Genomic DNA, 21,063 nt, shown 5'->3' on the forward strand with positions numbered 1-21,063 from the left:
TTATTGGTTAGTTATTAGCTTTTTCTTTATGAGTTCTTGTACCGTAGAAGTACAATGAATGATTATTTATTTTAATGTCGAATACTTCCTCAATGGTTTGTTTGATGGATTGTATTCGCGGGTCACAAAATTCAATTACCTCACCGGTATCCGTAAGGATAACATGGTCATGCTGCCGATCAAAATAGGATTTTTCATATTGGGCCTGATTCTTTCCGAATTGGTGTTTGCGTACTAATTTACAATCCAGTAAAAGTTCTATAGTATTGTAGAGTGTTGCCCTGCTTACGCGATAGTTTTTGTTCTTCATGTTGATATAGAGCGACTCAATATCAAAATGTTCATCACTTTCATAAATCTCCTGGAGAATGGCATATCTTTCAGGGGTTTTTCTATGCCCGTTTTCCTCCAAAAAGGCGGTAAAAACTTTTTTAACGATTTCTTGATCCTTACTGGTCCCCATAATTAAGTCATCATCTTAGTGACAAATGTACATCTAAAAATACGAATATAGATATTTTATGAATGCAAGATTATGGCTTAACTTTTAGAGGATTTCTTTATACACGGGTCACCTTTTCAATGCCGTTTACTTTCTTCAAATTATTGATAAGCCTTTTGAGTATGGCATTATTTTTCACTACAACCGTAATTTTACCGGTAAATGTACCTCCATCGGTACTAAAATTAAGATTGCGCATATTCACATGCATATTATCCGAAATAATTTCGGTAATCTCATTCATCAAGCCCATATTATCTATTCCCGTAAGTTTAATTTCTGAAGTAAATTCTTCCTGGCTTGAATCAATCCATTTGGCACTGATAATCCGGTAGGCATAATTGGATTGTAAAGAAATAGCATTCGGACAGTTTTTCTTATGAACTTTTATTCCTTCCGCCACGCTCACAAAACCAAAGACGTCATCTCCGGGAATTGGGTTGCAACATTTGGATAGGGTATAATTTAATTTTTCTTCCTCCTTACCAAATACGAGCATATCATATTTGGAAGTTATTTCGGCCTTATCAATATCTTCCTGGACCGGTTTACGCCGTATCTTATTCTTGAAAAAACTGATAAATGCATTGTTATAAGATGATGCAAAGTCTTTGATCATCTGATTATCTATTGCCCCGATACCTATGCGATAGAAGAGATCTAAACTGGTCTTCAGTTTAAAGTGAACCACCATCTTATTGATGGAATCCTCGTTCATATTAATTTTTTGAGACTTAAGTTTACGTCTTAGCGTTTCCTTACCTTCATTAGCAATTTGTTTTTGTTCTTCTCGCAAAGACGAACGTATTTTTGCTCTGGCTCTGGCTGTAGTGGCATAATCCAGCCAGTTCTGATTGGGTTTCGCTTTATCTGAGGTAATAATCTCAACCTGGTCACCGCTATTTAATGTAGTGTTCAGGGGTACCAATTTTCCATTTACTTTCGCCCCCCGGGTTCTCATTCCTACTTCCGTATGGATATTAAAAGCAAAATCCAAAGGAGTGGCGTCTTTTGGTAACGACTTTAATTCACCTTTTGGCGTAAAAACAAAAATCTCTTTTGAATAAAGATTTAATTTAAATTCCTCCACAAAGTCTACAGCATTTCCATTAGAGGTTTCCAGGGCTTCCTGTAAACGGTTGAGCCACATCTCTATTCCCTGTTCTTTTTGTGCTCCGTGTTTGTATTTAAAGTGAGCGGCATATCCTTTCTCGGCTATTTCATGCATTCTCTCACTGCGTATCTGAACCTCAACCCATTTACCTTCAGGGCCCATTACAGTAATATGAAGAGCTTCATAACCCGTTGATTTGGGGGAAGATATCCAATCGCGAAGCCGTATTGGATTAGGCGTAAAATGATCTGTTACTATAGAGTATATTTTCCATGCGATAAATTTCTCATTCTGTTTATCAGATCTATAAATGATGCGAATGGCAAACTTGTCATATATTTCATCAAAAGTAACATTCTGGGATACCATTTTCTTTCTGATGGAATAGATAGACTTCATCCTTCCTTTTATATAATATTCAAGACCTTCTTTATCCAGAGAATCTCTAATAATATTGGAGAATTCGTCAATATAACTCTGCTGTTCTTCCTTGGTTTGCTCAATTTTTTCCTGAATGTCATTGTATACTTCCGGCTCCGTGTATTTCAGACTTAGATTCTCTAGTTCTGTTTTTATATTATAGAGTCCAATTCTATGGGCCAGGGGAGCATAGATATAAAGGGTTTCAGAAGCCATTTGTACCTGCTTGTGCTCTGGCATGGCGTCCATGGTTAGCATATTGTGATATCTATCTGCTATCTTAATGATAATTACCCGAACATCATCGTGCAGGGTTAGTAACATTTTCCGAAAATTCTCCGCCTGTTGGGATATGTTCATATCCTTTTTGAGATGTGCAATTTTCGTAAGACCGTCCACAATGCGAGCAATTGTTTCACCAAACATTCGCTCAATATCATCTAATGTATATTCGGTATCTTCAACAACGTCATGTAGTAATGCTGCTGCAATAGATACAGCATCGAGACCAATTTCTGAAGCTACTATTTTGGCCACTGCTATAGGGTGAAAAATATAAGCTTCTCCGGATTTTCTTCGTTGATTCTTATGGGCGTCAACGGCAATGTCAAAAGCAGAGCGAACAAGTTTCTTGTCTTCGGTAGTTAATGCCTGATAACTAATTCGAAGTAATTCCTTGTATTGCTTTGCAATTTGCTTGTTCTCCTGCTCTATGGCCGTTTCCACACTCATAAAATAAATTTACCACAATCTTTTCTACTAACCAACAAAAATCATGCCTTAAGATTACGTATTCTTTGAATCAAGGGCGGGTGAGAATAGTGCATAAATACGTAGGCTGAATGCGGGGTTAGATTGCTGAGGTTATTTTTTGAGAGCTTTTTTAATGAGTTGATTAAAGGCAAGGCTTCATACGTATTTTTGGCATAATCATCTGCTTCAAATTCAAATTTTCGCGACAAAATGTTCATGACCAAACCGGTTATTTCGGAGATTGGACTATACAGGATTCCAAAGCAAATTAAAGCTGCATGAAAACTAGGTTCTGAGACACCTATAGCATATGAAAACTCAGGGTTATTGATAAAAAACGATAGTATGAAAAGTGTAACTCCTGTAAGAAGTATAGAAATAATTAGGTTTATAATAATGTGGTGGCGTTTATAATGACCAACCTCATGGGCCAGTACGGCTACAATTTCTTCCTCCTCTAAGTCCTTAATTAACGTATCATAAAGCGTTACCCTTTTTTCTTTTCCAAAACCAGCAAAATATGCATTGGCCTTAGTGCTTCTCTTGGAACCGTCTATAACAAAGATGTTTTGAAGTTTAAAACCCACCTTGCCTGCGTAATTTTCAATTTTACTCTTAAGAGATCCTTCCTCAAGGGGAATTTGTTTATTAAATAAGGGTACTATTAACCGGCTGTAGAAAAGGTTCATAAAAACCGTGAATATGGCAATCAGGCCAAGGGCATATATCCAAAAATTATTACCGGCTAATTGAAAAAACCAAATGACCATTGAGAGCATACCTCCTCCTAATATAGCCATCATCAACCAGCCTTTAATTTTATCCAAAAAAAACAACTTTCTGGTAGACTTGTTGAACCCATATTTTTCTTCTATCACAAAGGTCTGATAATACGAAAAAGGTGTAGTAATAATATCACTGCCAATCATAATGATACCAAAAAATAACAGAGCCATTAAAATTGGGTTTTCTGTAATATTTCGGGCGAGTAAGTCTATCCATTCAAATCCACCGAATATTAGGAATCCTAAAGTAAGGACAATTGAAAAGGTGGAAGATAAAATTCCTAAATTGTAATTATCTTTCTTATAGGCCTGAGATTTTAAATATTCTTTGTTATCAAAGACATCCTGCAATTCTTCTGGAATAGGATCCTGAAATTTTCGTGAATTGAGATAATCCAGGACCGTTTCCATAAGGAATTGAAGAACTATGATTGCAATTATTGTGTAAAATAGGAATGAACTATTCATATAAGACTTTTATCATTTAATAAAAACGTGACAAATTTTAATAAGCTAGGACTGATAAAGGATTGAATATTTTTTTTGGTGAACTGAGCAATCGAGGTTATAATCTCAAAGAAATTCTCTTTGTCGCTTTGCCTCAAAGATAAGAATTGCAGCCGATACAGAAACATTCATGGAATCTATTTCGCCTTGCATGGGTATTACAACATTCTGATCGGATTTCTCCAACCATTCTGATGTAAGTCCGGTGGCCTCTGTTCCTACAACTATCGCGCAGGCCTTCTTATAATCCACTTCGGTATAGTTGCATGAAGCTGACAAGGCGGCTGAATAAATTGCTATTTTATTCTTTTTTAAAAAATTGATGACTTCCTGAGTATTTCCCGTTGCAATATTTACCGTAAAAAGGCATCCGACACTTGCTCTGATTATATTTGGATTATACAGATCACCGTTGCTATTTACAATAATTACAGCATCTAATTTAGCCGCATCCGCAGTTCTTAATAAGGCACCGACATTTCCAGGTTTTTCCGGTGCTTCCGCAATCAGTATCAAAGGATTTTTATTCCTAAAAGAAATATCATTCAGGTGGTGATTTTTTGAACAGGCAATGGCAACAATTCCCTCCGTACTTTCCCGATAGGCTATTTTTTGGTATATCTCTTCTGATACTTCTATTAATTCCGGAAATTTCTCAAGCTGGTCAATAATTTGCAGCACTTTTTCCTCAGAAATAATATTGGGGCAAAAAAAGATACTCTGAATAGTATAACCGCCTTTACATGCCAATTCAAATTCTCGCTGTCCTTCCAATACAAATAAGCCAGAATTTCTACGTTCACGTGATTTTTGCTTTAATAACAATACTTTTTTAACCAAAGAATTTTGTAAACTACTAATCTGCTTAACTTTGTTCATAGGACAAAAATAGAAGAATTGGTAAACTATCTACAAATTGTTCGACAAAGACCACAACTTATAGAAACGGAAATGCGTATCATTTTTTTATCACTTATTTTTTTAGGATTATTTTCCTGTAAAGAATCGTCCAGCGTTAAAGCAGACAAGAACAATTCCGAGGTTTTGTCGGAAAAAATTATACAATCTAAATATCCTGATGCTTTAGACAGGGTTTTTAAGGCCCATGGCGGACTTCAAAACTGGACAAAGAAAAAGGTGCTCGTATATGATTTACCCAAAGCTGGATACACTGAAATTCATACTACGGACCTCATAACGAGGATGGATAAGATAGTATCTCCCGATTATTCCTTGGGTTTTGATGGTAAACATGTTTGGCTATTGGATAAATATGGAAGCTATAAAGGAGACCCTGTTTTTTATCATAATTTAATGTTCTATTTCTATGCCATGCCTTTTGTTTTAGCTGACGATGGTATAATATATGGAGAGACAACAAATTTGATCTTTGAGGGGAAAAGTTATCCCGGTATTTCTATCAGTTATGATTCAGGGGTGGGTACTTCACCTAAAGACGAATATTTCCTGCATTATGATCCCCAAACTTATCAAATGGCCTGGTTAGGTTATACCGTAACTTACAATAGCGGGGAAAAGTCCGACAATGTCAAGTGGATCCGATATGACCAATGGATGGAAGTAACCAATATCATATTGCCAAAAGCCATGACCTGGTATGCCTACGAGGGAAAAGTAATAAAAGAAGCTAAAAACACGGTACAATTTGATAATATTGTACTTTCTGAAACTTCAAAACCGGAAACCTTTTATGCTATGCCCGAAGGAAGTAAAATAATTGAAAGGCCACAACAATAAAAGTTGATAAATTGAGAAGCACACTCTAATTACCTGAAAATCGAAGAACACGCTCATTCGATCGGATATTTTATATCATATGTCACTAAAAGTGTAACTATTAAGCCATAACTTTTAATGCCCTCTTCCTGGTTGTTCGCTTTCAGGAATGTATTAAAAATCGACTTAAACACAGGTTCAAAAGGGTTTTCATAGGCCAGCCAAAATTTATTCAATTCATCATAGTTCTTTTGAACACCCCGGTTTAATCTGGCATATAATTCACGAAATTTCGTTTCATCTCTTGATTTTATTTCACTTAATGAATAACTGAGTGCATAGGCTGCGGCAGAATACTTAAAGTAAAGATCTTTATTATTGGCTGTTACCAGGTAGCCAATAAAATTAACCTCGTTTTCGGCAGAATAACCAACTTGATGCCCTATTTCATGTCCGGTAACCACGGGAAATCTGAAATTAGGGATTTTACTATTTACCTGAGCCTCACTTGTAAAGGGATTTAGATAGCCGCCATATCCCATATAAGTAAGTGCAGTACTAAAAATAGATTTCTTTAAACTTGGATTCTTGTAACTAAAAAATGGATACCTGAATTCGAGCTCGGTATATCCCTCCAAGGTTTTTTGAAAGATTTCCTTCTGATTATAAGGGATATTTACTATTTGCGAAGTATCTGAAGTTACTTCATACTGTAGCTTGTTGGTTCTTTCAATAAGCTTTTCCGTGAACATGATCAATTCATTGGTCGTATACGTATCTTTTAGGTCAAGTGTTTGAGAAAGTGGTACACGGTAATAGTTGAAACCCCACATGAGATGAAATGTGAAATAGGCTACGGAAAGAATTAAAACGATATCTCTAAAGAAAAGTTTTAGATTTTTTCTTATTTGATTTCTTTTGACAACAATATAACGGATGGCAAGTATTATGAGGATAGTATAAATAAGATCGCCAATGGACAATGGGAACCATCCAAATGCAATACGAAAAGACTGCGAAATAAAGGGATATAGGCCTTTGCTGTAATAATTTTCAACAAGCTCTGGGTAACTGCCGAGGCTCTTGACTATTATTATTTGCGGGATAATTGATAACGCTATCCCATTCTTCAACCTATTATTCATGAATTCAAAAATACCAATTATCTCGCTAGGTTAATTTTCAATATGTATTTTTGATCTTTTAATTTAAAATATGAGCCAAGAAATAGAACAATTAGAACCAAGGAGAATCTGGAATAATTTCTCAAAACTGAATGCTGTACCACGTCCTTCCAAGAAAGAAGAAAGAGTAATTGAATTCATGCTCAATTTTGGCAGGTCGTTGCAGTTAGAGACGTTTAAAGATGAAGTAGGCAATGTCATTATCAGAAAAGAGGCATCCGTTGGAATGGAAGACCGTAAACCAATTACGCTTCAATCTCATTTAGACATGGTACATCAAAAAAATTCCGCTACAGATTTTAATTTCGATACTCAGGGGATTGAGATGTATGTAGATGGTGATTGGGTTAGAGCAAAGGGAACAACACTTGGCGCGGATAACGGAATGGGTGTAGCAGCAATTATGAGTTTACTGGAGAGCAGGGATATTCCACATCCCCCTCTTGAAGCCTTGTTTACTATTGATGAAGAAACAGGCATGACGGGGGCAATGGGACTAAAAGGAGGAATCCTCAGGGGTCAGATTTTATTAAATTTAGATACGGAAGAAGATGACGAGATAGACATTGGATGCGCCGGAGGGATAGATATTACGGCTACAAGAGACTATGAAGAAGAAACTGTTCCAGAAGGGTCTATTGCATACGCCATAAGCGTAAAAGGATTACACGGTGGACATAGTGGTATGGACATACACCGTGGTTTTGGGAATGCAAATAAAATCATGAACCGCCTTTTGTTTAAAAGTACTGAAGAATTCGGTATTGGAGTGTCTCAAATTGATGGGGGCAGCCTGAGGAATGCCATTCCTCGTGAGAGTTTTGCGACTGTTGCTTTAAGAGCAGACCGAAAAGAAGATTTTGAAGTAAAAATGTCTGAATGGATAAAGGAAATAAAAAACGAGAATTCTTTTATCGAAACCAATCTGGAAATTAGCCTGAATAAAGTTGAAATACCTGCAAAAATGATGGGGAAAACCGCTCAGGATAAAATTTTAAGAGCTGTATACGGAGCCCATAACGGGGTTTATGGAATGAGCGCGGCAATTCCTGATTTGGTGGAAACTTCAAATAATATTGCCAAAATTCAAGTCAAATCCGGGAAGATTAGTATTGGTTGCCTTACCAGATCTTCTGTAAATTCCGCTAAAACTGACTTAGCAAATTCTCTAAAAAGTGTTTTTGAGCTTGCAGATTGCAAAGTTACTTTAAACGGGGAATATCCGGGTTGGAGTCCAAATCCGAATTCTGAGATATTGGAAGTGCTTAAAGATCAGTATGAAATTCTTTTTGATGAACAACCACAAGTAGTAGCCTGTCATGCCGGATTGGAATGTGGTATTCTAGGAAAAAACTACCCGGATATGGATATGATAAGTTTTGGACCTACCATAAAAGGCGCCCATTCTCCGGATGAGAGAGTGAGTATCTCTTCTGTAAAGAAATTTTGGACCTTTCTAGTACAGATATTAAAAAATACCCCTTAAATAAAAAAGGGCCGAAAATTTTCAGGCCCTTTTTTATTACTCGGCTATACCTAGAATCTCCAGGTCAAAAATGAGATCAGCGTTTGGGGGAATTGGACCGCCACCTTGTGCGCCATAACCCAAATGTGGTGGAATAAATACTCTGATTTTGTCTCCAATTTTCATACCTAATAACCCCTCTTTAAAACCAGCTACCAGCCTTGAATCAGGACTATAATCCATTGGAAAGGCCTCATAACCTCCCCCTTGTTTTCTATTTTCATCGAATTTGTCAAACTTGATGGCTACATCTTCGTAATTACTATCGAAGAGAGTTCCATCTGTAAGCCAACCAGCATAATAAACCAATACTTTATCGCCAATATTTGGCTTAGCACCTGTACCTTCTACCAGAGTATGAATTTTTAAACCAGAAGGGAGCTCTTTAGCAAGTTCCTGTTGTTGTTGAATTTCTGCCACAAAATCGGTTTTAACCTTAGCCATGGCTGCGATAACAGCTTCTTCTTCTGCAAAATAATCGGTCATCACTTGTACGGCATCAAAATTCTTGGCTTCTTTCCCATTTCTAACGATGGTCATTGAATTCATTACTACATCAACCACAGGTTTGTCCTTTCTATTGGGTTCTGCATAGGTCTTAACATTGGCAATAGAATCTACCACCTCTAATCCCACTACAACTTCTCCAAAAACTGTGTGTTTACCATTCAGGAAGGGGGTCTCTTTATGAGTTATGAAAAATTGGCTTCCATTGGTTTTTGGTCCCGAATTTGCCATAGAAAGAATGCCGGCCTTATCATGTACCAGGGAGTCATTGAATTCATCTTTAAACCTGTAGCCTGGGTTGCCACGACCTGTACCGGTAGGATCACCCCCCTGAATCATAAAATCTTTAATGACTCTGTGAAAAATTATCCCGTCATAATACTTTCGGTTTTTATACTCTTCACTTACAAAAGGATTATTGCCTTCTGCAAGGGAAACAAAATTAGCCACCGTTACCGGTGTTTTTTCCATTTCGAGCTTTATAATGATGTCTCCCTGACTGGTATTTATATCTGCAAATAACCCATCTCCCAGATCTCGGTACTTACTTGATGTACAGCTTGTTAATGCGGATATGCTGATTAAAACAATTACAATTATTTTCTTCATTTTTAAGGGTTTAATTATCAATATTTTCTTTTTGTTTATCAATTTTTAGAATGCGAATGGTGGACTTTAATGCTACGTTAGGTCCAATTTTGTTATTATCACCATGATAACCGTATGCCATGGCAGAGGGGAAAAAGAAAGTGGCCGTTTCATTTTCTTTAAGAAGCTTAACGCTAGAACGAAGGCCTGGAAATAATTCTTGTTTATCTACTTTATACTTTATAATCCCGATTTCCTCCATAGAATATATAGTATCATTTTCAAGACTGACTAAATTGTAACTAAGAGTCACCAAATCATCTGAAAGAGGAGTGTAATCACTTTCCTCATTAATAGCACTATAAAAGTACCAGGAGCCTGTGGCCGATGCCAGATAGTGGTGAAGAGTATCAATGGCAATGATTTGTTTAATAATCTGCTCCTCCTGGTTTAAAAGTTCTATATTCCGCTGAACAGAGGCATTAATAAGACTACCGGACTTTGTTTTAACGGGTCGCCTGGGTTCAGTTTCACCACAGGCTATAAGGAATACGATGGGTACGACATAGAGGAAGTTCTTCATTTGCTAAGCTGGTCTTTATAATTCTCCAATAAGGCTGCAAAATACTTTACTGTGTCTTCCATATTGCTTTCACTTCTTCCCCCGGCCGCATTAGTATGCCCGCCTCCATGAAAGTGATTTCTCGCAAACTCATTAACGGAAAAACTTCCCTCCGAACGAAATGAAATCTTTATAATTCCTTCTTCTTTATTTTCAATAAAAATAACGGCAAAACGAATATTTTGAAGCGTGAGGCTATAATTTACAAAACCTTCAGTATCTCCTTTTTTATAATTGTGGGCATTCAGTTCTTCCTGACTCAATGTCGTGTAAGCAGTATTATAATCCTCTAGAATCACCATATTATTTAGGGCGCAACCCAGAAGCTGGAGTCTGTCGGGTGTATTTGTATCAAATATTACATTTTGAACTTTAAAACTGTTTGCCCCTCTGTCTATGAGCTCAGCCACCACCCTGTGGGTTTTGCTTGTCGTTGAAGAATACTTAAAGGAACCTGTGTCAGTCACGATTCCTGCATACAAGCAATCTGCAATTTCACTGGATATCTTTTCGACATCCCCCATGTAACTTATAAAATTAAACACCATTTCAGAAGTAGAACTCATTTTGGCATCTGAATATGTTATTTGTGCATAACTATCCGGAGCCTGATGATGGTCTATCATTATAAAAGTGGCTTTCAACCCTTCCAGAATGGGTGTAAATTTACCTACTCTTCCCAGATGATTAAAATCCAGGGTAAAACAAATGTCAGCGTTATTTAGGTATTCAACGGCGGCAGCGTTATCTCTTTCAAAATTAAGGACTTCATTGGTGCCAGGCATCCATTTTAGGAATCTGGGATAATCGTTGGGAACAATTACTCTTACTTCCTGTCCTTTTGCCTTAAGATAATGCCATAAACCCAGCGAAGAGCCAATAGCATCGCCATCCGGGTTTTTATGGGGTACAATAGCTATTTTTTGCGGCTTTGAGAGCAGAGCTTCTATGGCCTTTACATCCTCAGAATTCATGCGCGCAAAGATACAATTAAATTAGAGATTCCCTAAACCAGGAATTTCAAAAAATAGAGCTTGTTGAATACTTCATATATTCAACTTTGAAACAGACTGTAAAGTATTCTGGTGACTAACTAATATTCCTTTTTGTATAAAAGGTTATTTTTGTTATCTAAAACATCTGAATCATGTACAAATCTTTCGTTGTTATTCTCGTGTTTGGTTTTCTAGCAGGTTGCGCCAATAAAAAAAAATCAGTTATAACAGCTATTCCGGATGCGGAAATTACAATTGCTTTTGGTTCTTGTAATAAACATAACATGGAAAATCTTTTATGGGATGACATAAAGAAAGCTAATCCATTGTTATGGATATGGGGTGGGGATATAATTTACGCAGACACAGACGATGTAACACAAATAAGAGAATTATATAACGCCCAAAATAAGGTTTCGGGCTATAAAAAATTAAAAAAAAGCACACAGGTAATAGGAACTTGGGATGATCATGACTATGGTTTAAATGATGGAGGCACAGAATTTGTAGCTAAAAAGCAGAGTCAACAGGCTTTTTTAGATTTTATGGACGTACCGGCGGATCATCCGAGACGAACTCAGGAGGGTGTTTATTTTGCCTATAACTATAACGGTAGTCTGGGTAAAATAAAAATTATAGTCTTGGATACGCGATATTTTAGAACAGCTTTAACCCCGGACACAGAAACTGAGAAACGTATTAAGCCAAACCAATATGGTGAAGGCGTACTTCTTGGAGAAACACAATGGATATGGCTTGCCAACGAGCTGAATAAATCGGATGCCGATTTTAATCTTATTGTAAGCAGCATTCAGTTCTTGTCCAATGAGCACGGTTTTGAATGTTGGGGAAATTTCCCTCATGAAGTAGATAGATTTAAACAACTGCTTGTGGATTCACAGGCAAAGGGGGTAATTATCCTTTCAGGGGATCGCCATATTTCCGAGTTTTCTAAAATTGATATTCCCGGACTTTCTTACCCGCTCATAGATTTTACGAGTAGCGGACTTACGCATGCCTATTCAGATTTTTCGGGAGAACCCAATCCATACCGACTGGGTAATGTTATTGCCAAAGAAAGTTTTGGACTGGTTAAGCTGAATTTGATTACAAAGGAAGTTCATTTACAAATCGTTGAAAATAAAGGGATTGTTCCTCTTGAGATTAGACAGAATTATTAATGTTGTGGTTTGCTGCAAGAAAATGTATTTTTGCCCAAAATTTTATAAATGACAGCTAACAGAACTTTTACAATGATTAAACCAGATGCAGTTGAAAATGGACATATTGGAGCCATTTTAGAAAAAATCACATCTGCAGGTTTCAAGATCATAGCTATGAAATATACTCAGTTGAGCAGACGTGATGCCCAGCAGTTTTATGCCATTCACCGCGACCGACCATTTTTTGGCGAATTGGTTCAGTTTATGACAAGAGGACCTATTGTTTCTGCTATTTTAGAGAAAGATAATGCAGTAGATGACTTTAGAGCTTTAATAGGGGCTACAAATCCTATGGAAGCTGCTGAGGGAACTATTCGAAAATTATTCGCCAAAGATATAGGTGAAAATGCAATACATGGTTCGGATAGTGATGAAAACGCTGCTATAGAAGGAAGTTTCCATTTTTCAGGGAGGGAAATTTACTAAAAAGAGTAATACTAAAAAATCGTAAATAAAACTTACCAATTACCTCAATACAATATTTTTGACTAAATCCTTGTTCAATTCTTCATTTAGCATATCAATGATCTTGGATTTACCATGACTCAGTTCTTCTCGTAATACAGAAGATGAAAGTGAGACATAAAGTGTTTCGTTGCGCAGTTCCACTGCGGTAGTATAGTTATTCACTCCGTTGTCCATTATCTTCTCCCAGGCTTTCCTGACCATGACCTTATCTATACCTTTCTGCAATTTATTTTCTTTAATAAATGCATTCAAAGCTTCACTCAGGGAATGTATATTTTTTTCTTTAGCCATTACTCTTTAGCATTGATGGGCTGAAATCGTCTATAATGATAGGACAGGCCTTCTTTATTTTTCACAACCATATTGGTTTTAGTAATCCTGATTATTTGCTCTTCCCAGAAACTTAAGTCATTCCGGTAACTCATCCAATATAAACCATCTCTAATATTTATTTGGAATGACTCTGCATCACTGGAAGTATTAAAAGTTCCATCAAATGTGGGTTGCACTTTCTTGCGAAAACCTTTCATATCATTATATTCAAAATAATCAATAGTCATATTTACGTCATATTCTTTGCTTTCACCATCGGGAAATTTAACCTCTTCAATCTCCCAATAACCATTGATATGATTTAAATCTGAAACGGATATTTTTTCGGAACAGGCCAGAAAGCAAAAAAACAGCAGTAAAGAAATCAACTTGCGCATACTACAATTTAAAAATTTTATAGGATTGATGAATAGATTTCACCACATTTTCTGTCCGTTCTGGATGTGTGTCACTAATAAATATTTGCCCAAAATTCTCATCATCAACTAAGGTAATAATATGTTTTACCCTACTCTCATCCAATTTATCAAAGATATCATCCAAAAGCATTATCGGTGTTGTTTTCGCATGTGCCTTAAGAAATTGAAACTGAGCAAACTTTAAAGCTATTAAAAATGATTTTTGCTGCCCCTGACTACCAAATTTCTTTATGGGATAATCTTCTATTTCAAAGCGAAGATCATCCTTATGAATTCCTGTGGAGGTGTATTGCAATGCCCTGTCTTTTTCAATATTGCTTTCAAGGAGTGATAATAGATCTTGTGAGAACAATTTACTTTCATAGTGTATGCTAACCAATTCCTGTCCTCCTGAAATTGATAAGTATTGTTCTTTAAAAATTGGAATAAAATCTTCGATAAAAGCCGCCCGTTTTTGGAAAATACTTGTTCCATAGCCGTTTAACTGCTCGTTATAAACAGAAATTGTTGCCTGATCAAAAGAGTGATTTACCGCAAAATATTTTAGCAAGGTATTACGCTGTTGTAGTATTTTATTGTATTTAAGAAGTGTTTGCAGATACTCTTTATCTGACTGAGATATGACACTGTCTACAAATTTTCTTCTAATATCACTTCCCTCAAGAATTAAATCTCTGTCGGCTGGTGAAATAATAACTAAAGGTAAAAGTCCAATATGATCAGATAAACGATCATATACTTTATTATTTCGTTTTATGATTTTTTTCATGCCTTTTTTAAGGCTGCAAACAATCTTTTCGCTCCGGTCTTTGAGTTTAAAAGTACCTTCTATGATAAAAAATTCCTCTCCGTGCCTTATATTCTGTCCGGCAAGGGGATTAAAGTAACTTTTACCGAAAGCAAGGTGGTAAATAGCATCAAGCACATTGGTCTTTCCTTTTCCGTTATCACCAACAAAACAATTCGTTTTGGAATCGAATTCAAATTGTTGCGCTTCAAAATTTTTGTAGTTAACCAGTGATAAATTCTTCAGAAACATTGGGAAAGTAATTTGGCAATAAACATGGAATGTGCAAATTATCGAAAAATAACGAATAATTTGGCTTTTGGTTTTGGATAAAAACTTTATTTTTGCGCGACCAATAAATTTAAAGATGGCAACATATAAGAAAAGGGGTTACAAACCTAAAAATAAAGCCGAAGAAAGAGAACTTGATGCTCAGAAAAGTGCGACGGCGGAGGTTTTTAGCAGCCTGGATGAGAGTGCTTCCAGATCAGAACAATGGGTGGCCAAAAATCAAAATTATATCCTTGGCCTGATAGGTGTGATTGCCATAGCTGTGTTAGGATATCTTTCTTATAATCAGTTCATTCAAAAACCAAAAGAGGCAAATGCCGCCAATGAACTTTTTTATCCCCAGCAGTATTTTGATCAGGCTTTAAACAATACAACGGAAAAGGATTCACTGTTTACTTTAGCATTAAATGGAGCCGAAGGTAAATATGGTTTTCTGGATATTATTGACGAATACAAAGGGACAAAAGCATCCAATCTGGCAAATTATTCCGCTGGCATGGCTTATTTGAACATGAAACAATACGAAGATGCTATCAGGCATTTGGAGAATTTTTCTTCAGACGATGCCATCCTTGGCGCTCTTGCCAAAGGGGGAATTGGAGATGCATTTATGCAATTAGGGCAAGCCACGGATGCTTTAGGGTATTATGAATTGGCATTTGCCCACAATATAAATGATTATACCACCCCAAGATTTCTTTATAAAGCCGGAGTTACGGCTATGGAACTTAATCAGAATGATAAGGCGCTTCAGTATTTCCAGAGAATAAAAGATGAATTTCCCAATTCAGAAGAAGCCCAAACTATAGACGCCTTTATAGGAATGGCTAAAAGCAAAAAATAGATGGCTACGTCCAACAAAAATCTGTCAGTTTATGACAGGAAAACAATCCCAAACGCAAAGACTCTTCGCTTTGGGATTGTTGTTTCAGAATGGAATCCGGAGATTACTGAAAACTTATATAAAGGTGCTGAAGCCGCACTATTGGATTGTGGTGCAATTCACGGGAACATTTTAAGGTTGAATGTTCCGGGTAGTTTTGAGTTGACATTTGGGTGTAAAAAAATGATACAAAAAAATAATCCGGATGCTGTCATTGCAATAGGCAGCGTAATACGGGGAGAAACCAAACACTTTGATTTTGTTTGCAGCGCTACTGCCCAGGGAATAAAAGACCTGAATGTAGATACCGATACCCCGGTGATTTTTTGTGTGTTAACCGATGATAACCTTCAACAGGCAAAGGACAGAAGTGGCGGTAAACATGGAAATAAAGGAACGGAAGCTGCAATTGCCGCGATTAAAATGGCTTTACTTTAATAGATTACTTTGGCTATTATTCACATTTAGGAACAATTGGATTATATTGTGACATATGATCTGAATAAAGAAAATACGGCCAACTGTTAACAATTTTTAGGAAGGATATCTCTTCATATTTTTTGAATTTGAGTAACTTTGGACCATAGATATATGGGAAAATTTTCAAAACTACGTAAAAATAGAAAATACAATTATACGCCACGTTATTATGACGACAAGGGTGAGGGTAGCCCGTTTAAAATGCAGCCAAAACTTGATAAATATCGCACTACCATAGATGCACCGCGAGGTTTAAAGGGAAAGTTTAGTAATGCAATGGCTGATATCAGGAGCGCCGGCGACCGAAACTTAAAATTAAGGATGCTAATTATAATCGCTATCCTAATCCTTTTATTCCTTTATATTATCGATTTTGATTTGTCAATCTTCTATTCAAACTAATGGGAGATATCATACAACTTTTGCCAGACCATGTGGCTAATCAGATTGCCGCGGGTGAAGTAGTTCAACGCCCTGCTTCTGTGGTGAAAGAGTTGTTGGAGAATGCCATTGACGCAGGAGCTACTACCATAAAATTAATTGTAAAAGATGGAGGAAAGACCCTGATACAGATTGTTGATGACGGATTGGGTATGAGTGTAACGGATGCCAGATTGAGTTTTGAAAGGCACGCTACCTCCAAAATTAATTGTGCTGAGGATTTATTTCATTTGAACACAAAAGGATTTCGTGGTGAAGCTCTGGCTTCTATTGCTGCTATAGCGCATGTTGAAATGAATACCCGTCCGGAGGGAGATGAAGTGGGTACACTTCTTAAAATTGAAGGGAGTAAGGTATTGTCTCAGGAAGTAGCCGTGACACCTAAAGGAACATCTGTATCCGTAAAGAATCTCTTTTTTAATATCCCGGCAAGGAGAAAATTCTTAAAGTCCAACCAGGTAGAATTACGTCATATAACTGATGAATTTCACCGTGTTGCTCTTGCACATCCTTCGGTGCACTTTTACTTTTATAACAACAACAGTGAGCTTTTCAACTTGCCTTCAACCAATTTAAAAAAACGAGTTGTTCATATATTCGGGAGTAAAACAAAAGAAAAATTAGTACCTGTGGAGGAAGAAACCCAGGTGGTAAAGATATCAGGTTTTATTTGCAAACCGGAATATGCAAAAAAAAGTAGGGGAGAACAGTTTTTCTTTGTGAATAATCGCTTTATAAAAAGCCCGTATCTCCATCACGCCGTTATGGCTTCTTTTGAAGGACTGTTGAGACCTGATACAAGTCCGGGCTATTTTTTATATCTCGAGGTAGATCCAACAACAATAGATATTAATATACACCCTACAAAGACAGAAATTAAGTTTGATGATGAACATACCTTATACGCTATACTAAAATCAACAATAAAGCACAGCCTAGGTCAGTTTAATGTAAGTCCGGTTTTAGATTTTGAGAAAGATCAGAATTTAGATACTCCTTATGTTTTATTAAACAAACAGGCACAACAGCCTGGTATTACAATTAATCCTGGTTATAATCCTTTTAAGGAAAGCGGATTTGAAAAAAGCACCAAAAGCTCCTTTAGAAGCCAACCATCGGGAGATTGGGAAAGTATGTACGTAGGTTTGGAGTCAAAAGTTGGCAGAGGAGAGGGATTTAGTACAGTACATTTTGAATCTGAGACCATTACGGGTTCTATTTTTGAGGAACAGGGGGAATTAGATGGAATAGGGGCAACTACATTTCAACTTAGAAGAAAATATATAGTTACGACCATAAAATCTGGCATGCTTATTATTGACCAGGGACGTGCACATCAACGGGTGTTATATGAAAAATTTCTTAAGAGTATTACAGTAAAGGAAACTTTAAGCCAGCAATTACTTTTTCCTATATCTTTCATTTTTTCAAAAACAGAACTAGCGATACTTGAGGAAATTAAGGCTAGTTTAATATCTCTGGGTTTTGCGTTCGGTCCTTTTACACCGGATGAAATCGAAATAACCGGAATCCCTCAGCTTATTAATGAGAGTGAAATAGGTATTATCCTGGATCAATTAATTTCTGATTATCAGATGGAGATAAATGGGAACGGATTTACTCAGTCTGAGGTATTATCAAAAGCACTTTGTAAGTCTTTGGCTGTAAAAACAGGTGAAATTTTAGATAATGAGTCACAGCAGGCATTGGTAAATGCATTGTTTGCATGTAAGGAAACTAATCGAAGTCCGTTTAACAAATTAATTTACGTTACAATAACCGAGCGTGATATTGATAATAAATTTATTTAGATGGGAAGACTAACTGATGCCATTAAGCATCTGCTAATAGTTAATGTGTTGTTTTTTGTGGCGACCAATTTATATGGAGATCAGATGTATCAATGGTTTTCATTGTGGTTTCCGGAAAATGAGAATTTTGGAATTTGGCAGATATTGTCCCATATGTTTATGCACGGCGGATTTATGCATATTTTATTTAATATGTATGCGCTTTGGGCCTTTGGTACGCCATTGGAGCGTATGTGGGGTCGGAATAAGTTTTTGTTCTTTTATTTTTCAGCGGGAATTGGTGCAGCACTGATACATTCTGGTGTAAATTATTATTATTTCAATCAGGGAATTGAGGCCCTTGTGAATTCGGGAATAGAGAAAAGTCAGATAATCGAAATTATTTCTGGCGGCCAATATAGTCCGGACTGGTATAATTACGCGCCGCGTAGTGTTATAGATAATTTTTTGAGTGCATATAATACGCCGGCTGTAGGTGCTTCGGGAGCTATCTATGGAATATTGGTAGCTTTTGGAATGTCTTATCCAAATAGTGAATTATTCCTTATCTTCCTGCCTGTTCCTATTAAAGCAAAATATTTCATTCCTGTATTAATAGGCCTGGACTTGTTTTCAGGTGTTACCGGCTATTCCATATTTGGGGATGGAATTGCTCATTTTGCCCATGTAGGCGGAGCCCTTTTTGGATTTCTAATGATGTGGTACTGGAAAAAAAATCAGTATAATAAAAACCGATGGGACTAGAATGAATTCTGGAAATTTAAAATATCAATATGCAAGGCTTAGTATAGCAGAAAAATTAATTGCAGTAAATGTATTTGTTTTTATAATAAACGGATTATTTACTTTCTTAATGGGGATGCCTTCCAATTCATTGCTCCAATGGTTTGAACTGCCAAAAGATTTTATCGACTTTATTTCTCAACCCTGGTCTCTGGTAACCTATTCCTTTTTCCATGGAGGTATTTGGCACTTATTTTGGAACATGGTAATGCTTTATTTTTCAGGGAGAATTTTCCTTAATCTTTTTGGTCCTAAAAAATTTACAAGTGTTTATTTTTTGGGAGTCATATTGGGTGGTTTGGTCTTTTTGCTAAGTTACAATGTATTCCCTGCTCTTTTAAGTACCAATACAGCACTTATAGGTGCCTCCGCTGGTGTAACTGCCGTATTAATATTTGTATGTACCTATATTCCTAACCAGGAGGTAAGGCTCTTTATTTTCAATGTAAAGTTATGGTATATTGGAGTTTTCTTTGTGTTGGTAGATTTAATTCAAATTCCATCCGGCGGAAATGCCGGGGGGCATCTTGCCCATTTGGGGGGGGCTTTATTGGGATATGTTTATGCCAGACAGCTTTTAAGAGGCAGAGATATAGGAGAAGGATTTATCAAAATCCTGGAAAGCATTGAAGATCTTTTTAAGAAGAAAGAAAAAAAAGCACCTCTAAAAACGGTGTATCGTCGCGCAAAAGGAAATAGCGCTTCCAGTTTGAATTACGACAGGGAAAGTAAGCAACGCAAAATTGATACCATCCTCGATAAAATAAGTAAATCCGGTTATGAAAGCCTATCCAAATCGGAAAAGGATTTCTTGTTTAAGGCTGGCAAAGAGGACTAATGTTGAGAGAATTATCATTTTTTGATAAAGTAGCCTTTTTTTTAAACTTGATAATAGGCGTACTTCTTTTATTGTCATGTCTGGCACCCTATATTTCTGTAAAGATATTTCTTCCTTTATCTTTTTTAGGCCTTGTAGTCCCAATAACTTTTATCATAAACATTCCATTTATTTTATATTGGCTATTTAGAAAAAAAAAGATTTTTGTTCTGTCATCTTTAGCTGTTCTCATTTCTTATTTCACTTTTGGCTCCTTTTATAGATTTGGTTCTTCCAGTAAATCGCCTCTGGATGAAGACCTGAGCATAATGACTTATAATACTAGAGCTTTTACCTTTACTGGTCTAATAAAAGGTGAATTAAATGGGAATGAAATTATCAATTTTATCATAGAACAAGACCCTGATATAGTCTGTTTTCAGGAATTTAATAGAGCTGCAATAAAATTATTACCTGGATATGACTTTCATTATATAACACCATATGGTTCAAATAAATCGACACAAGCTATTTTCTCAAAATATCCTATTATTGCAAATGGATCTCTCGAATTTCCCGAGACTATTAACAATGCCATTTATGTGGATATTAAATATAAAGGCAACTCCATTAGAGTATATAACGTACACTTACAATCCTTTAACGTTAGTCCATCCCGGGTTAAGAGCGTGAAGCGCGTGGTTAGCGCTTATGGTAAAATGAGAAAAACCTTCGTAAAACATGAAGAGCAGGTGCAACTATTTGACAAACACAGGAAAGAATCTCCTTTCAGGACCATAGTTTGTGCGGATTTTAACAATACACCATTTTCAAATGTGTATCGTATTGCCAAAGGTGAAATGCAGGATACATTTGACGAAAAAGGTACTGGTTTTGGAAAAACTTTTGACTTAAAGGTAGTTCCATTTCGGATCGACTTTATTTTAGCGGATAAGACCATGAAAGTAATGACACATCAAAACTTTGAATTGAGACTTTCTGACCACTATGCGGTCCTGTCTTCAATTCGCCTCCGATAACAAGAAGTAACAATCGATTAAATCCGCCAATATATGAATGAGTAAGGC

At 36.5% G+C, this 21,063-nt stretch carries 22 protein-coding genes; 11 read left to right on the plus strand and 11 right to left on the minus strand.

Features of this window, described 5'->3' with window-relative positions; all coding sequences use genetic code 11:
- Positions 1 to 7 precede the first annotated feature (7 nt).
- The 4 genes from WBM60_RS06505 to WBM60_RS06520 form a co-directional block, all read right to left on the minus strand.
- Positions 8 to 463 (minus strand): Fur family transcriptional regulator, encoded by a 456-nt coding sequence (locus WBM60_RS06505; protein WP_424260767.1) that lies wholly within the window; start codon positions 461 to 463, stop codon positions 8 to 10.
- Between the two features lie 97 nt (positions 464 to 560).
- Positions 561 to 2,768, minus strand: coding sequence for a RelA/SpoT family protein (locus tag WBM60_RS06510; protein ID WP_424260769.1), 2,208 nt, complete (start codon positions 2,766 to 2,768; stop codon positions 561 to 563).
- A 41-nt stretch (positions 2,769 to 2,809) separates the two neighbouring features.
- Positions 2,810 to 4,042: a M48 family metallopeptidase gene (locus WBM60_RS06515; protein WP_424282880.1), complete on the minus strand. Its 1,233-nt coding sequence runs from the start codon at positions 4,040 to 4,042 to the stop codon at positions 2,810 to 2,812.
- 105 nt (positions 4,043 to 4,147) lie between these two features.
- Positions 4,148 to 4,960: a TrmH family RNA methyltransferase gene (locus tag WBM60_RS06520; RefSeq protein WP_424260773.1), complete on the minus strand. Its 813-nt coding sequence runs from the start codon at positions 4,958 to 4,960 to the stop codon at positions 4,148 to 4,150.
- An 18-nt stretch (positions 4,961 to 4,978) separates the two neighbouring features.
- Between WBM60_RS06520 and WBM60_RS06525 the strand changes: the two genes are divergently transcribed.
- Positions 4,979 to 5,839 carry a DUF6503 family protein gene (locus WBM60_RS06525; RefSeq protein WP_424278175.1) on the plus strand — a complete coding sequence of 287 codons (861 nt, stop codon included), beginning with the start codon at positions 4,979 to 4,981 and terminating at the stop codon, positions 5,837 to 5,839.
- Between the two features lie 53 nt (positions 5,840 to 5,892).
- Here the strand turns inward: WBM60_RS06525 and WBM60_RS06530 are convergent, their stop codons facing one another.
- A complete protein-coding gene (locus tag WBM60_RS06530; RefSeq protein WP_424278174.1) occupies positions 5,893 to 6,963 on the minus strand; it encodes a DUF3810 domain-containing protein in 1,071 nt (356 codons plus the stop codon).
- Positions 6,964 to 7,033: 70 nt separating this feature from the next.
- Between WBM60_RS06530 and WBM60_RS06535 the strand changes: the two genes are divergently transcribed.
- A complete protein-coding gene (locus tag WBM60_RS06535; RefSeq protein WP_424260779.1) occupies positions 7,034 to 8,488 on the plus strand; it encodes an aminoacyl-histidine dipeptidase in 1,455 nt (484 codons plus the stop codon).
- A 36-nt stretch (positions 8,489 to 8,524) separates the two neighbouring features.
- On the opposite strand, the gene WBM60_RS06540 is transcribed toward WBM60_RS06535, so the two are convergent.
- Genes WBM60_RS06540 through WBM60_RS06550 form a run of 3 tightly spaced genes read right to left on the minus strand, consistent with a single transcriptional unit; the run spans position 8,525 to position 11,218 of the window.
- Positions 8,525 to 9,643 carry a peptidylprolyl isomerase gene (locus tag WBM60_RS06540; RefSeq protein WP_424282881.1) on the minus strand — a complete coding sequence of 373 codons (1,119 nt, stop codon included), beginning with the start codon at positions 9,641 to 9,643 and terminating at the stop codon, positions 8,525 to 8,527.
- Positions 9,644 to 9,653: 10 nt separating this feature from the next.
- On the minus strand, positions 9,654 to 10,205 hold the full coding sequence (gene gldI, locus WBM60_RS06545; RefSeq protein WP_424260783.1) for a gliding motility-associated peptidyl-prolyl isomerase GldI: 552 nt from the start codon (positions 10,203 to 10,205) through the stop codon (positions 9,654 to 9,656).
- A complete protein-coding gene (locus tag WBM60_RS06550; protein ID WP_424282882.1) occupies positions 10,202 to 11,218 on the minus strand; it encodes a DHH family phosphoesterase in 1,017 nt (338 codons plus the stop codon). Before WBM60_RS06550 ends, gldI begins: the two co-directional genes overlap by 4 nt.
- 173 nt (positions 11,219 to 11,391) lie before the next feature.
- Between WBM60_RS06550 and WBM60_RS06555 the strand changes: the two genes are divergently transcribed.
- Positions 11,392 to 12,420 (plus strand): alkaline phosphatase D family protein, encoded by a 1,029-nt coding sequence (locus WBM60_RS06555; RefSeq protein ID WP_424258646.1) that lies wholly within the window; start codon positions 11,392 to 11,394, stop codon positions 12,418 to 12,420.
- Between the two features lie 48 nt (positions 12,421 to 12,468).
- Positions 12,469 to 12,888 carry a nucleoside-diphosphate kinase gene (locus WBM60_RS06560; protein WP_299161147.1) on the plus strand — a complete coding sequence of 140 codons (420 nt, stop codon included), beginning with the start codon at positions 12,469 to 12,471 and terminating at the stop codon, positions 12,886 to 12,888.
- 39 nt (positions 12,889 to 12,927) lie between these two features.
- Here the strand turns inward: WBM60_RS06560 and WBM60_RS06565 are convergent, their stop codons facing one another.
- From WBM60_RS06565 to recF, 3 genes are read right to left on the minus strand one after another with little or no spacing between them, the layout of a single operon-like run.
- Positions 12,928 to 13,221, minus strand: coding sequence for a DUF721 domain-containing protein (locus tag WBM60_RS06565; RefSeq protein WP_424258650.1), 294 nt, complete (start codon positions 13,219 to 13,221; stop codon positions 12,928 to 12,930).
- Positions 13,221 to 13,640, minus strand: a complete 420-nt coding sequence (locus WBM60_RS06570; protein ID WP_424258652.1) for a lipocalin family protein — start codon at positions 13,638 to 13,640, stop codon at positions 13,221 to 13,223. The genes WBM60_RS06565 and WBM60_RS06570 overlap by 1 nt, the downstream gene beginning before the upstream one ends.
- Position 13,641: 1 nt before the next feature.
- Positions 13,642 to 14,721: a DNA replication/repair protein RecF gene (gene recF, locus WBM60_RS06575; RefSeq protein ID WP_424277137.1), complete on the minus strand. Its 1,080-nt coding sequence runs from the start codon at positions 14,719 to 14,721 to the stop codon at positions 13,642 to 13,644.
- A 115-nt stretch (positions 14,722 to 14,836) separates the two neighbouring features.
- Between recF and WBM60_RS06580 the strand changes: the two genes are divergently transcribed.
- The 7 genes from WBM60_RS06580 (at position 14,837) to WBM60_RS06610 (ending at position 21,015) form a co-directional block, all read left to right on the plus strand.
- Positions 14,837 to 15,604, plus strand: a complete 768-nt coding sequence (locus WBM60_RS06580; RefSeq protein ID WP_424258656.1) for a tetratricopeptide repeat protein — start codon at positions 14,837 to 14,839, stop codon at positions 15,602 to 15,604.
- On the plus strand, positions 15,605 to 16,081 hold the full coding sequence (gene ribH / locus WBM60_RS06585; RefSeq protein ID WP_299161158.1) for a 6,7-dimethyl-8-ribityllumazine synthase: 477 nt from the start codon (positions 15,605 to 15,607) through the stop codon (positions 16,079 to 16,081).
- Between the two features lie 153 nt (positions 16,082 to 16,234).
- Positions 16,235 to 16,525: a riboflavin synthase subunit beta gene (locus WBM60_RS06590; protein ID WP_424258659.1), complete on the plus strand. Its 291-nt coding sequence runs from the start codon at positions 16,235 to 16,237 to the stop codon at positions 16,523 to 16,525.
- Positions 16,525 to 18,375, plus strand: a complete 1,851-nt coding sequence (mutL, locus tag WBM60_RS06595) for a DNA mismatch repair endonuclease MutL (RefSeq protein WP_424277136.1) — start codon at positions 16,525 to 16,527, stop codon at positions 18,373 to 18,375. The genes WBM60_RS06590 and mutL overlap by 1 nt, the downstream gene beginning before the upstream one ends.
- On the plus strand, positions 18,376 to 19,119 hold the full coding sequence (locus WBM60_RS06600) for a rhomboid family intramembrane serine protease (RefSeq protein ID WP_299161165.1): 744 nt from the start codon (positions 18,376 to 18,378) through the stop codon (positions 19,117 to 19,119).
- A gap of 1 nt (position 19,120) precedes the next feature.
- Entirely contained in the window at positions 19,121 to 19,996 is an 876-nt protein-coding gene (locus WBM60_RS06605) for a rhomboid family intramembrane serine protease (RefSeq protein ID WP_424278720.1), read from the plus strand.
- A complete protein-coding gene (locus WBM60_RS06610) occupies positions 19,996 to 21,015 on the plus strand; it encodes an endonuclease/exonuclease/phosphatase family protein (protein ID WP_424282883.1) in 1,020 nt (339 codons plus the stop codon). Before WBM60_RS06605 ends, WBM60_RS06610 begins: the two co-directional genes overlap by 1 nt.
- Positions 21,016 to 21,063 lie beyond the last annotated feature (48 nt).

The sequence above is a fragment of the Eudoraea sp. genome, from assembly GCF_049669105.1.
Taxonomy (GTDB): Bacteria; Bacteroidota; Bacteroidia; order Flavobacteriales; family Flavobacteriaceae; genus Eudoraea.

Bases quoted from the DNA above. Each gene is read 5' to 3' on its own strand.
- WBM60_RS06505 (WP_424260767.1), bottom strand. From the start codon at position 463: ATGGGGACCAGTAAGGATCAAGAAATCGTTAAAAAAGTTTTTACCGCC.
- WBM60_RS06510 (WP_424260769.1), bottom strand. From the start codon at position 2,768: ATGAGTGTGGAAACGGCCATAGAGCAGGAGAACAAGCAAATTGCAAAG.
- WBM60_RS06515 (WP_424282880.1), bottom strand. From the start codon at position 4,042: ATGAATAGTTCATTCCTATTTTACACAATAATTGCAATCATAGTTCTT.
- WBM60_RS06520 (WP_424260773.1), bottom strand. From the start codon at position 4,960: ATGAACAAAGTTAAGCAGATTAGTAGTTTACAAAATTCTTTGGTTAAA.
- WBM60_RS06530 (WP_424278174.1), bottom strand. From the start codon at position 6,963: ATGAATAATAGGTTGAAGAATGGGATAGCGTTATCAATTATCCCGCAA.
- WBM60_RS06535 (WP_424260779.1), top strand. From the start codon at position 7,034: ATGAGCCAAGAAATAGAACAATTAGAACCAAGGAGAATCTGGAATAAT.
- WBM60_RS06540 (WP_424282881.1), bottom strand. From the start codon at position 9,643: ATGAAGAAAATAATTGTAATTGTTTTAATCAGCATATCCGCATTAACA.
- gldI (WP_424260783.1), bottom strand. From the start codon at position 10,205: ATGAAGAACTTCCTCTATGTCGTACCCATCGTATTCCTTATAGCCTGT.
- WBM60_RS06550 (WP_424282882.1), bottom strand. From the start codon at position 11,218: ATGAATTCTGAGGATGTAAAGGCCATAGAAGCTCTGCTCTCAAAGCCG.
- WBM60_RS06555 (WP_424258646.1), top strand. From the start codon at position 11,392: ATGTACAAATCTTTCGTTGTTATTCTCGTGTTTGGTTTTCTAGCAGGT.
- WBM60_RS06560 (WP_299161147.1), top strand. From the start codon at position 12,469: ATGACAGCTAACAGAACTTTTACAATGATTAAACCAGATGCAGTTGAA.
- WBM60_RS06565 (WP_424258650.1), bottom strand. From the start codon at position 13,221: ATGGCTAAAGAAAAAAATATACATTCCCTGAGTGAAGCTTTGAATGCA.
- WBM60_RS06570 (WP_424258652.1), bottom strand. From the start codon at position 13,640: ATGCGCAAGTTGATTTCTTTACTGCTGTTTTTTTGCTTTCTGGCCTGT.
- recF (WP_424277137.1), bottom strand. From the start codon at position 14,721: ATGTTTCTGAAGAATTTATCACTGGTTAACTACAAAAATTTTGAAGCG.
- WBM60_RS06580 (WP_424258656.1), top strand. From the start codon at position 14,837: ATGGCAACATATAAGAAAAGGGGTTACAAACCTAAAAATAAAGCCGAA.
- ribH (WP_299161158.1), top strand. From the start codon at position 15,605: ATGGCTACGTCCAACAAAAATCTGTCAGTTTATGACAGGAAAACAATC.
- WBM60_RS06590 (WP_424258659.1), top strand. From the start codon at position 16,235: ATGGGAAAATTTTCAAAACTACGTAAAAATAGAAAATACAATTATACG.
- mutL (WP_424277136.1), top strand. From the start codon at position 16,525: ATGGGAGATATCATACAACTTTTGCCAGACCATGTGGCTAATCAGATT.
- WBM60_RS06600 (WP_299161165.1), top strand. From the start codon at position 18,376: ATGGGAAGACTAACTGATGCCATTAAGCATCTGCTAATAGTTAATGTG.
- WBM60_RS06605 (WP_424278720.1), top strand. From the start codon at position 19,121: ATGAATTCTGGAAATTTAAAATATCAATATGCAAGGCTTAGTATAGCA.
- WBM60_RS06610 (WP_424282883.1), top strand. From the start codon at position 19,996: ATGTTGAGAGAATTATCATTTTTTGATAAAGTAGCCTTTTTTTTAAAC.